This window comes from Trichodesmium erythraeum IMS101 (assembly GCF_000014265.1).
GTDB lineage: Bacteria > Cyanobacteriota > Cyanobacteriia > Cyanobacteriales > Microcoleaceae > Trichodesmium > Trichodesmium erythraeum.
Window position 1 is genome coordinate 1314261 of sequence record NC_008312.1, and the last position, 12951, is coordinate 1327211.

At 31.6% G+C, this 12951-nt stretch carries 8 protein-coding genes; 5 read left to right on the forward strand and 3 right to left on the reverse strand.

Annotated elements, in window-relative coordinates:
- Nucleotides 1-626 precede the first annotated feature (626 nt).
- Together TERY_RS03915 and TERY_RS03920 are read left to right on the forward strand one after the other, a co-directional pair.
- The gene (locus TERY_RS03915; protein WP_011610634.1) at nt 627-2417 is read left to right on the forward strand and encodes an ABC transporter ATP-binding protein; all 1791 of its coding nucleotides are present in this window, start codon (nt 627-629) and stop codon (nt 2415-2417) included.
- 375 nt (nt 2418-2792) lie between these two features.
- Nucleotides 2793-3224 carry a beta-carboxysome assembly chaperone CcmS gene (locus TERY_RS03920; protein ID WP_011610635.1) on the forward strand — a complete coding sequence of 144 codons (432 nt, stop codon included), beginning with the start codon at nt 2793-2795 and terminating at the stop codon, nt 3222-3224.
- A 541-nt stretch (nt 3225-3765) separates the two neighbouring features.
- On the opposite strand, the gene TERY_RS03925 is transcribed toward TERY_RS03920, so the two are convergent.
- The 3 genes from TERY_RS03925 to TERY_RS03935 all read right to left on the reverse strand — a co-directional run bounded on the left by TERY_RS03925 (nt 3766) and on the right by TERY_RS03935 (nt 8016).
- Entirely contained in the window at nt 3766-4554 is a 789-nt protein-coding gene (locus tag TERY_RS03925) for a hypothetical protein (RefSeq protein ID WP_011610636.1), read from the reverse strand.
- A gap of 42 nt (nt 4555-4596) precedes the next feature.
- Nucleotides 4597-5592, reverse strand: a complete 996-nt coding sequence (locus tag TERY_RS03930; RefSeq protein ID WP_011610637.1) for a multicopper oxidase domain-containing protein — start codon at nt 5590-5592, stop codon at nt 4597-4599.
- A 336-nt stretch (nt 5593-5928) separates the two neighbouring features.
- On the reverse strand, nt 5929-8016 hold the full coding sequence (locus tag TERY_RS03935; RefSeq protein WP_011610638.1) for a DNA polymerase III subunit gamma/tau: 2088 nt from the start codon (nt 8014-8016) through the stop codon (nt 5929-5931).
- Nucleotides 8017-8724: 708 nt separating this feature from the next.
- Here TERY_RS03935 and TERY_RS03940 point away from each other — a divergent pair.
- From TERY_RS03940 to TERY_RS03950, 3 genes are all read left to right on the forward strand, one after another.
- On the forward strand, nt 8725-9528 hold the full coding sequence (locus TERY_RS03940; protein ID WP_011610639.1) for a hypothetical protein: 804 nt from the start codon (nt 8725-8727) through the stop codon (nt 9526-9528).
- A gap of 1623 nt (nt 9529-11151) precedes the next feature.
- Entirely contained in the window at nt 11152-11352 is a 201-nt protein-coding gene (locus TERY_RS36155) for a transposase family protein (protein ID WP_063823333.1), read from the forward strand.
- A gap of 432 nt (nt 11353-11784) precedes the next feature.
- Nucleotides 11785-12018 carry a hypothetical protein gene (locus tag TERY_RS03950; protein WP_011610640.1) on the forward strand — a complete coding sequence of 78 codons (234 nt, stop codon included), beginning with the start codon at nt 11785-11787 and terminating at the stop codon, nt 12016-12018.
- Nucleotides 12019-12951 lie beyond the last annotated feature (933 nt).

Below are 12951 nucleotides of genomic sequence, written 5' to 3' on the forward strand. Positions count from 1 at the left end.
TAATTCTCAACCTGTAAAACTAACAATTTTTTTTTAGCAGTTTGGTAATATATTTTGTAAATTTACCCATCAGAATCAGCCAATAAAAATATTGCTAATTTTAGACAAGTAGCAAATACTGTAAATTTAAAAATCCCATTCTCATCTTCAATAAATTCTATATCTTTAATCATAATTTTTATAAGTCTATAAATTGACAAAAAACCAGAATTAAAAATTAAACTTTCATACTATTTTCCCAAATTTAATCATTAATATCTAGCATAAACTTCCTGTAGCTAGTGCTTTTATTACTTGTTCTATTTTTAGTAATATTTTATCAAAATAATTGAATACAGTTTTTCTGAATATCCTAGTTTATAGCCATACTAATATAAGTAGAATTAGATCAATTATAACTCCAACTACTAAAGCCAGTATTGAAAATAGCTATCGTTGTCGTAAGTAATAAGTTAATCAACAAAAAAAATTAGCAAAGCCATAAGAAAGCAGAATCATAGTTTCATGAATTTTATATACCCGAGAACCTTTCATGATTGACATAGACTAGCTATTTTAAAATATCTATTATAGTTATCAGCAACTATGTTAGAATATTTTCAGAAAAATTTTATCGGGACATCAAATTGCCAAAAAAAACATTAAAACCAAAACATCCCTTTCTCCGCTTACTCAACTATGGAAATGCTTATAAAGCTCAAACTTGGCAAGGGGTTATCTACTCAATTTTAAATAAAATATTTGACCTAGCACCTCCAGTTTTAATCGGTGCAGCAGTAGACGTTGTAGTCAAAAAAGAAGATTCTCTAATCGCTAAATTTGGAATTCAAGATACCTTTAGCCAACTGCTAGCTTTAGCATTTTTGAGCTTAATTGTTTGGGGCTTAGAATCAATTTTTCAATATGCTTATCAACGACTTTGGCGAAATTTAGCTCAGAATATTCAGCATAATTTACGCATTGAAGCTTACAGTCATTTACAAGATTTAGAATTAGCCTACTTTGAAGAACGTAGTACAGGCAATTTAATGACAATTTTAAATGATGATATTAACCAGTTAGAAAGATTTTTAGACGTAGGGGCCAATAAAATAATTCAAGTCACAGTAACAGTAATAATTATTGGTAGTGCTTTCTTTGTTTTAGTTCCTAGCTTTGCTTTGTGGGCAGTGTTACCTATGCCTTTTATTATTTGGGCTTCAACTTGGTTTAAAAATTTTCTGGCTCCTCGTTATGCTGAAGTTCGAGAAAAAGTTAGTTTATTAAATAGTCAATTATCTAATAATCTCTCAGGAATTACCACAATAAAAAGCTTCACAGCCGAAACTTATGAAGTAGGAAGAATTACTAGAAATAGTAATGCTTATAAAAGCAAAAATACAAAGGCGATCGCTTTTTCTGCTGCTTTTGTACCCCTAATTAGAATTATAATTTTTATCGCTTTTGTAGCAACTTTATTATTAGGAGGATTAGAAGCAGTTGATGGTAGATTAGCCGTAGGTACTTATAGTATCATGGTATTTTTAACTCAACGATTATTATGGCCTTTAACTAGTTTAGGAGAAACTCTTGATTTATATCAAAGAAGCATGGCTTCCATAAATAGGGTGATGAACTTATTAGATACTCCAATTACCATTCATCCCGGAGATAAACCTTTATCTGTTGAGTTTATTAAGGGAGAATTAGAATTAGAAAATGTGACTTTTTCCTATCAGAAAAATTTTCCAACCATACAAAATATTTCCATGAAAATTCCAGCAGGAAAAACCATTGGAATTGTCGGCTCAACAGGTTCCGGAAAAAGTACTATCGTCAAATTATTACTGAGATTTTATGAAATTCAATCAGGCAAAATAACTCTTGATGGAATTGAAATAAATCAAATTAATTTACAAGATTTAAGACGTGCAATAGGTTTAGTTAGTCAGGATATATTTCTATTTCATGGAACTGTGATAGAAAATATTAGTTATGGGAGTTTTGATGCAACTTTGTCAGAGATTATTGCAGCAGCTAAAATTGCTGAAGCAGATAATTTTATTAATAAGTTACCCCAGGGTTACGATACTATTATTGGGGAAAGAGGACAAAAATTATCAGGAGGTCAAAGACAACGAATTGCTCTGGCTAGAGCAGTGTTAAAAAATCCTCCTATTTTGATACTTGATGAAGCAACTTCAGCAGTGGATAATGAAACTGAAGCAGCGATTCAAAAATCTTTAGAAAAAATCACTCAAAATCGGACAACTATTGCCATTGCCCATCGTCTTTCAACTATTAGAAATGCTGATTGTATTTATGTGATGGAACATGGCCAAATAGTAGAAGTTGGTCGTCATGAAGAACTATTAAAAAAATCAGGAACTTATTCTACTTTATGGCGCGTACAATCTGGTTTAAAATTAGTAAGCTAGTAAATTTAAGGAAGGCAGAAAGGAGAAGGCAACAATTAATAAAACACTATAAGAAAAAAACTTTTTTTCACAGTCTTATCTTAGCATGATGTCATACAAATTTCCATGTATTAATGCTATAATTAGGTAAAATTTTTAGTCATTAAGTAGTTATACAACAACAATTATTTTATTGTTAATTTAAGCGAAATTAATACTAATTATTCTTATGTTAAATTTTACCAGACTAAAATGACTAAAATGACTAAAATACAGTTTTTTTCTTCTTTTTTATTCACTGTTTTATCCTAGAGAAGCTGTATAAAAATTACCTCTCTAATCCCTAATATGACTCTAATATTTATCAATAAAACTATTTTACTCTAAATATAAATTATGATGACATTTAATAATAATCTACCCCAAAAAAATCAAAATAACTGGCAACATCAGTTAGATAAATTTGTGAAAGCTAATCAAAAAGAATTAGCAGCTTTAGCATGGGGTTTAAAACTAGAAAACGGAGAAACTGATGAAACAATTGGAATTGATTTAAAAGAAACACCAAAATTTGTATATTGTTCAAAAGCAGCCATAGAAACATTAAACCGCAACGTTGATGGTAAAATTCAGGAAATATTAGGCTTAATAGATGGTTATAAACCAGAAATAGAAGTATTAATGATTGCCATTGGTGACAGTCAAATTAAATTGGTTTACTTTCAACCAGAAATATCACCACCTAATTGTTTTGAACAATTGGGTCATAACCTTGATGCTTTATTAGAAATATTAGAAACAGGAATGAGTCAATTTATCAACCTGTAAAATAGTCATTAGTTAGTATCCAAATATCATCTTTAGAGAATCAGTTTTAATGAAGCTATAAGTTATAATTAAGAATTTCAATTCTGACTTAATTATTTTGATAAAAGGGATAGCACAACCAAATTTAAGGCAAGAAAATGAGAGAGAAGAAAAGTATATAAAAAATCAGATAGTTACACACTAATACAAATTTAATAAATATTTGCTACAGTCCCTTGAATAAGGTAGTCTGGGTAGAGACGTTGTCTGCAACGTCCCTACAAAATAAAAATCATTAACATTAACTAGTTAATAACTATGAAAAAGGTGATTCTAACTATTTTAACTACTTAATAATTAAACTTTCCCCCAAGCATAGTATTCTTTTTTTCACCCTCAGTATTCACACACAACCAAAATACCGGGTTTATTGCCCTGGTTCTTCCTTTTTAAATCACGAAACTTTCTAGATCAACCCATATTAACCAGATTTCTTCTTAAGTCCTAACTAGACATACAAACTAGAAATTCGGCTGTATATTCAGCAATTTAAATTATCCGCTTATCCTATTTTTTCACTATTTTGCTTAATCTCCTGAATTAGCTTTGATACTTTAGCAGGTTCCATTGCTACTATTTCTGGTGCTAGAACAGAAGGCCAAGCCTTTTTCAATTTAGCCATATCTGCTTGTATTTTTCCATCAATATCAGAATATTTACTCCCCATTGTATCAGCTATATTTTTGTATAGAATCTCTGCATAATCAACAAATCCTCGTGAGTCTTGATACTCAATAACTTCCACAATTTTTCCATCAAGAATTGCTGCTTCATATTCTGCTCCAGCAGTATCTAATAATTCATTAATTACCTGTAATACAAATTTTGGATTTTGACGCTTTTTACTAGGCAAATTTGAAATAGCTCCATCAATCTCTTCCATAGTTTGTTGATACATACTGTTAAATTTATTAGTATCCTTAGCACCAGCTATCACCAAATCATGTAAATTATTTAAGCTATTTTTGAATTGTTTAATACCACGATCATTTAGCTCATTTTCAATATCTATATACAATTCTTCTATAGGATGAGCAAAATGAGGTTCTGCCTCCTTTTCTTCTTGGGCTACAATTAATTCTTTGCCTACTAATAAATGCCCTTTCATTAATCCTAAATTACTCATATAGTCAATATCTTTACTTTCAGGAGAAACGGCAATACTTGGAGTCCCTAAAAACATAGAATTATTACTCACAGTTTCTTGAATATTAGGATGAAAAACTATAGCTAATAAAGTAGCAAGAAATCCCACCAAAAAATAACGTAAAATAGTGTTAATATTCATCATAATTAATAACCATCAAATTCAGTTAATAATTTGCTCAAATTTTTATGCCTGAGGCAAAACCTCAAATAAACCAATACAACCACTTTCCGCGATCGCATCTTGGTGAGGATGAAACATATATTTACCAGGGAAGGAATAGTAAAATTCGAGAATATGTCTTTCAGAAGTTCCCATAGTAACTACATCTGTTTTTTGCCATGGTTTAACAGTCATACCAGTAGGATAAACCTGGAAAAAATTTCCATGAATATGAAATGTTGCAGCAGAGTCAAACTCAATCATATTCAGTATATACAAACGCACCAGTTTATTTTGCTGTATCAGTATTGGATGGGTTTTGTAATAGTTTGGCAAACCATTAAAAGCATAAAGCTCATTTTTGCCATCATTGTTAGTATCATAACCTCCCATTACCAATACTATCTCATCAGCAGGGGGACGACCTTCGGGAGGATCGATAATAAACATACCGTACAACCCTTTGCTAATATGACGAGTCACTGGAGTAATATGGCAATGATAGAGATGAACCCCAAAAGGTCGAGCATCAAATTCATAAACTGTTGTTTTGCCATGGCGTACTGGTCGTACTCCATCTGCTTCTGCTGGATGAATACCGTGAAAGTGCATCGTATGAGCATGACCACCTTCATTCTCAAAAATAATTCGTACTCGCTCCCCTGCTGTTGCTCTCAGTGTTGGCCCAGGAACACGACCATTATAGTTCCAACTAATTAAGGATACTGCTTGATTTAGTTGTAATTTAGAATTAATTGCTTTAATCTGAAATTCCCTGATTTTGCGACCATTTTCTTCTTTGAGCATGCCATAATCAAAATCCCGCAGAGTATTCATAGGATCTAGTTCTATGGCATTTATGGCAGCCTGGGCCTTAAGTGATGACGACAATAAAGGTAGAATATGTTGAGTACTGATGCCAGCTAAAGTGACACCAGTACCAACTATTCCTAACTTTAGGAATTGCCGTCTGTTCCAAAATTCCGATTTTTCTGGCTTTGGAAGAGGAAGATTGGCCATAGCTCTCTCACAATTATTGATAATTATTTTTAATAAACTGAAAACTATTATATAGCTTATTGAAGTTTTTATCTATATTAGGTAAGTCCAAAACTTATGGAGTGCCCCTATATATGCTCTATAACTACATAATTTCCTCATTTTTCACAGATAACCACTACAATTATTATAATTGCCTAAGTCCTGTAAGCCGACATAATTAAAATACTAAATAATAATTATTATTATTGTTATCTACTTTTTTTTCAATTACAAATTGACCTGCTGAATATGGGCTAGAAAACAAAAAATTCTCCACTGATAAACTGAGTCTTAATTTAATTGAGGATAATCAGATTAAAATATAATATCATCATTAAAATTATCCCCTTCATTTTCTTCTGGTTCATCTATACCAACATGGCTATTTTTAGATTTTTGACTCTGAACATCAATAGATAAATCAGAAGACTCAGATGTTGCAGGTAAATCAGTTTTATCTGCTTGATCTATTTTATCTGGCAATTTAATTGATTTTATATCTACTATTTCTCCCTTAAAAAAATTAACTATCCGACGAGTAGCGATCGCCACAGAATCTCTTTTTCCTTCAGGATATTTTTCCTTTTCTACCAAATCATTCAAAGGTGAATTAGGCAGAGAAAAATTTGGGGTAGTTTTCTTTTCTTTCTGGGAGTTGCTCGGATAGGAAACTGGGAAATTTTCTGGTTCATCTTCGGCAATTTTATCATCATAATTAGAGTTTTCTTGCCTTAGCTTATTATTACTGTTTAGCCTTTCTCTTGGACTATGATTCGGATAAATATTTTCACGAAAACTATGCTGTTTTTGTTGAGAATTTTTTACCTCTACTTTTACTTTTACCGAAGTCTGAAAAATTTTCTCAAACGCAGCTTCAATATTAGGAATTTTATGAATAACCATTTTCTCTAAATTCTTAGAGCTAATACCAATACGCGCCAGTTCATTATTATACCCTAATAATATGACTTGTTGACTTAATAAAGCTTGTGTACTGTGTGGTTTAACTTCTGCTAGAACTTTTTCCCAAATATTCTGTAATTCTGATTCATTCTTAATCTTGTCAGTTTCTAATGAATCTGACGAAGATTTTTTTGCTGTATCATTAGTTGAAGAAGTAAAAAAATCTTCACTTTTAGGAGCAATAGGAACTTCTTTAGAAACTTCTTTTGGTTCTGAGATTTGCTGTTTTGGTTTTTCAGAAATCGGTTTTTTTGTCAGGGGTTGTGATAAATTTTTGGAAGTATTTTTAACAGAAACATTCTGACTTATATCTCTAGTTTCTTGTTTTTCCAACTGGTTAAATTTCGGTAATGCAGAAGGTAATAACCCTAATAAAGTTACCTCCAACCATAAACGAGGTTGAGTAGTATTTTTAATTTGTACTTCCGATGTTTGTAAATGCTTTTGACCAGCTAAAATAGTTCCAATATCCCAGTCTTGAGAAAATTGACAAAGCTTTTCCCAAGTAGGTTTTGTCAAGGCTACTAAATTTTTACTTGTTGGTGCTGTTTTTGCTATCAATAAATCTCGGTAAAACCCTGCCAAATTTTGCAATACAATAATTGGTTCCTTACCCCGATCCATAATTTGGCGAGTGCACTTCAATACTTTTATGGAATTATCCGCAGCGATCGCTTCTACCAGTACCATTAAATCTCGTTCCGGCACCGCCCCCACCAGATCCCAAACTCGTTCAACCGTAATTTCTCCTGCCAACAAACTCAACTGATCTAGCAAACTCTCTGCATCTCTTAACCCACCCTGAGCAATTTGAGCTATCATCTGTATCGCTTCAGTTGTAATATCAATTTTTTCCTCAATAGCAATATGATGTAAATGCTTGACCATTGCTTCAAGAGGAATTCGGCGAAAGTCAAAACGTTGGCAACGGGAAATAATAGTTGCTAAGACTCTCTGTGGATCTGTAGTAGCCAGGATAAATACTACTCCCTTTGGCGGTTCCTCCAAAGTTTTCAGTAAAGCATTGAAGGCAGACACAGACAACATGTGGACTTCATCTATCACATATACTTTATAGCGACACTGCACAGGTGCAAACTGGGATCTTTCAATTAATTCCCTAATGTTGTCCACACCAGTATTGCTAGCAGCATCAATTTCTATAACGTCCAGTGTTGACCCTTTTGTAATTCCTACACAAACATTACAAGTGCCACAGGGACTCGGTGTAGGGTGGTCATAGGACAGACAATTGAGAGATTTGGCCAAAACCCGAGCACTAGAGGTTTTGCCTGTGCCTCTAGGTCCTGTAAATAGATATGCTGGGGCGATGCGTTTGGTATGGATGGCATTAGTGAGAGTTTGGGCAATCACATCTTGACCCACTAAGTCTGCAAAGGTTTGAGGACGATATTTATGATGAAGAGGTTCGTAAGCCACAATTAGGAATAAGAATTATTTTGAATATTTAGTTTAGATAAGGTTATAACCAATACAACTTTACTAGATTTTATTCAATAGAAAGACTTTTATGTTTCTTGAGAGCTTTCGTTTCACAATTTGTATATTTTCTTTATTCATATTAAACAGTATATTTATAAATATACAGATAGTAGCTTAAATATTAAAAGTCTCTTAAAAAATCAGCTTAATTTTTACACTGAAATTAATGGAGGTATAGCTTAAATTATAGTTTTTCAATTATGAGGTATTAGAGTCTTAGAAATATTTGTATTTTGATTAACTTGGTTAAAATTTATAACTTAATTCAGCCTCTTAATTTCCATAAGAATACAAAATTTATACAAGGATTACACTGAATTAATTAATATCATAGACTAGACCATCAAGGTAATTGATATAAGTATATATATTATAAGTTATTTAGTAATTATTTTCAACCAACCTATAGTTTTTAGGAGAATCAATAGTTTCAAATACAGCATCTGATCCAGCAAATAATGTACAAAGTAAATGCTGAAAATATTGTAGTGTAGGCATCTTGCCCGCCATTTGTGTACCTCACCGACAACACCGAACCGCTGTATCTACAAGTATAATTATTAGGTATTTATTCTCAAAACATTAACTCCCTGATTTTTAAGCTTAAACTTCTGTAAATTCATCGTTAAATTATTCGTAGAGTTTATGTTAACACCTATTATTGTCGTGGAATCAAGATTAGCCCAAGTTTCTCCACCTCCAGAACCAAATTTGCTCAAAATAGAATATGTTTGGATGGGTGTATCTGGATTACTATTAATATTACTAATTATTTTGGGCATCTTTCACAAAGCAAAAATCAAAGGATTTAATAAAAAACTTAGCTTAGAAGTATTTAGAAATAAAAACCTCCAACAAAAGTATAAATTAGCTTTAGCAACCATAGCCAAAATGGAAAAAAATCCTGACCTAATCCATTCTCGGGAATTTAACTTAGATTGCTTAAGAATGCGGATGGAAGAGGAAGCTTTCAACTTTGGTATTGTGAACCAAATTAAGGAAAAAGTAAAACAGCACATTAATATAGCACTCCAGCCTAATTCAAGTATAACAGGAGAGAAAAGAAATCCGAATGATCAAAAAATTAATTCAATATTTGAGGTAGAATACAAGACTGGAGAAACAGGTAAAAACCAAATAAAAAGAGTATTATTTCGGGTCTCAATTAAACTGAAAAAGTTATCAAATCAGGTAAGTTATCAAACTATTAATCAAATTATTGATTGTTTAGAAACCTATTTGAGTCCTAATAATGACCATGATAATTGGACTCCTACTATTCAAGGTCAGATTGTACATATTGATTGGGATAAAAAGGCAAAACCAGTACCAATGTTGGTAGTAGAACAATTTAATGATGAGGTAATATTACGTACTAACAAATCTATTTTAAAAAGTCCTACTGCATTACAACCAGAACTACCCGCAGATTCAAAAAAGTATCACTAAAGAAGGCACAAACAAAAATTATAAAAGGCAAATTTCAAAGTACATAAAATCAAAAATCATTCAAACAGGATTCAAAAAAATTATCAATAAATCCCATAAAATTTACAGGTATTTGTGGATGTTTGGAAACTTCTTAAAGAGGCTTTTTTCAGAGATTATATTTGTAGTACTATAGCAGTACTTTAATATTTTTCACGGCAAAAATGCTATTAATTGCTCTTTTGGGTTAGGGGGAATACATCGCTATTACTAAAAATGATTCAAACAAAAGATAGATCATGGCATTAGTTGATTACATCTCAAAAAAATTACCTTAATTATATAAGGGTTTGAGACTATTTTGAATTTATGTTTTGCCCAAAGCACCGATAGTATTAAAATCCTTTATAGTGCTCAATGCATATAATAAACAGCTCTATTTTCAGTTTAAACAACTCAGTTAGCAACATCATAAATAGGATAATCCTGGGTCATCAGTAATAGCTATCGCCACTATAATACTTTTCTCAACCAGTTTATTAATCTACATACTAGATATTGGGACCAAAACTACCACCTTAGCTAGAAAAAACACTTAAATATAGACGGGCAAAGCTTTTGACCTCAGAAAAGTCTAAATCCTAAATCAGCAGGAGTTCTAGCTATTTTTAGAGTATCGACGTAATTATATTGTCCCGAACTCTGGCTTTAATACATTGACCAGAAAATGTTAAGTATCACTATTTCTTCTAATCCTACTATCTGCTTAATAAAATTGGTATGAAACATCACAAATTGCCATATTAATTTTTACTTCCTATTTCCACTAAAGCTGTAGGTGATTATGAACTCATCCAGGGGCTCTAAACAGCAGTTCTTTACCATGGCGCTCCTCCTTTTTTTTCAAGATTTACTTCAATCTATCTTTCCACTCGGGTAGGACTTAGGCATGTTGTATTAAATGTCCCTACTTTATTTAATAGATATCTCCGAAAAATAAATATATCGTGATATAGTAAGAAAGTATGTTATTTTAGCCTGGAAATTATAAGTAGTATATTAGAGCATATTCAGAGTCATTCTCAAGAAGCACAAAGTTTATGGGGAATTAAGTATTAATAACTATAAAAATTATTAAAATAAGCAATAAAATGACAGGAATAAAAGCAGGAGTTAGCATCAACCAAAAAGGTAATAATTATTGGAGCAGGTGGTGATAGACTACCTAAATTATCAGCATCATAGCAAATTATTTTAACCTTAACTTATTTAATAAATTTGACAACATTTTAACTACTAATAGTTCAATTTGGAGTCAGTGAAACTATTGCTAATGATATCTTTAATAACTACAGCCCAATAATTGGGTAATTGTTATTAGCAAATTTATAAGAGGTAAAAAAAACTCTAGTGACCCTAGTGGTTAATAAATTTTTAGCAAGTTTCAAAAAAATATAAGTTAATGATAGATAGCTATGGGCAAACCATAGAAAAATTAAGGGTATAAGAAAAACAAAAAATAATATTATTAAGGAAAAAAAAGTAATACAAGAAAAAGTTAGGTAATTGTGTTGCTTTCAGGTAAATATATTGTTGATATAGAAGCTGGAAAACCAGGAAAAAAAAGTAATATAATCTTTGTTTATGAAAACAAAAAAAATTGTTGAAGGACAAAAAATTACCGGAGATAAAGCTTATATGGGATCACTAGCAATAAAAACACTTAAACAAAATCCTAAAAATGAAGAATTAAGCAATCAAGAAAAGTCTGAAAATAAAGAGCTAGCATTAGAAAGAATATTTGTAGAAGATATAAGTGAGATTATTAAAAATATGCGGGACTAGCCCCAGAAAGATTGAAGCTAAATTCTAGTAAATATGCACAGATAGTAACTAAATATTTGTGGTCTGGTGAGTTTAGGAATAGGTGCATTAATTTTGTAATAATAATTTCTCTTTAATGTACAGATAAATTAGTAAAATTTATAGAGTTACTTCTATGGATAGTTTTTAATAGCAAGTATCTATAATACTGATTTTAATGGAAAAATTAACTATCTTATGGAAACTAGCGATTGCTTTTTAAAGGATAGTTATAGTGAGCGTTTGACTATTTTAGGAGAGGTCTAATAAAAATTTGTATTTATTTAAAATAATAACCAGTTTTGGCATAAGTCCCAAGCAAATTGAAAATTATTGTGAAACTTTTCGACAATTTAGCTAAAATACTAGAATTCAGGTGAAAAACTATGTTTACAACTTAGTGAGGTAATACCCATGCCATCCTTTCGAGAAAATTCGTCTGAAAATCCAACAATTACAACCCCCAGTTGGAAAATTTCCTCTGAGCTTGTCCTCTCCTTGGCCACTGGTCCAGTTTTACTAGGTCTGTTGAGTAATAAAGCTATTAATGAGTTATTATTAGAAATAGGCCTGTATAGCGAGGAAATATTTCGTGGCGATCGCCTACCAATTCTTAAATTTCCCCAAAAAAACCCATTAGATTTATAATTGTATTTAATTTTAATCTTGTCCAAGGTAAATTTTTTTTGAGCTAAAGGTAAAACCATAATAATTGTCATCCTGTTAAACTGGATGAATTTCAAAGCATCGTCATGCTATCATAATATATTTACAGCATTTTTCGGGTTTATAAACCACATCGTCACAAGCAAAACCTTATAAAGACGTTCCTGTAGTTTACTAATCATGAAAACCGCTCTCCAGAAAAGGGGGGGACTTGACAGCTCAATAAAAATTAACTATACTTGTTTAAACTTACACATATTATAGTGACATTGTAACAATATGAGTAATGATCAAAAATTATGTGAATAAGTAGCTTGAGCTTCCTCGGTATTTGAAGCCTAGGTCGTAGATAAGTTAGAGACTGCGGTCAGTGGTATTCTTTGAAACAGGAAGCCAGCTCCAAAACTTATGCAATCACGCCTTATGTAAGTTTGAGTAAGTTTAGTACAACGGAAATCAAGAAACACACTAAAATAAATCCCGTAGGGAAATATGGTGCTAAGTACAAGAGGACTTTTTGTTTCTAGCATCCTATGTCTGTAGGAAGAATAACTCAAATATCATGAAAACATGAACCAAACTACGATAAAATTGTCGGAGTGATGTAGTGTAAAAGTGTTTTTCCTCGGTAACTTCTACAAGACTTGTGCAGAACTACTATATCAAGTAGGTGTGTTTGATGTTGCGAATCACTCGTGGCCGCTCACCCCTATTTACTCCATGTATGATTTTATTCCATGTATGATTGTATATTTTGACTAAGTTTTGTTCTATTAATATGTTTGTAGATTTGTACAAACGCAGACAAAAACCCTATTAGTATAAGCTATTTTCAGACATTGGTACTATTAAATCCATAATCATGGAGATAAGAGTATCAAAAAATACATTTTTTTGATATTACCGATTAAGGAG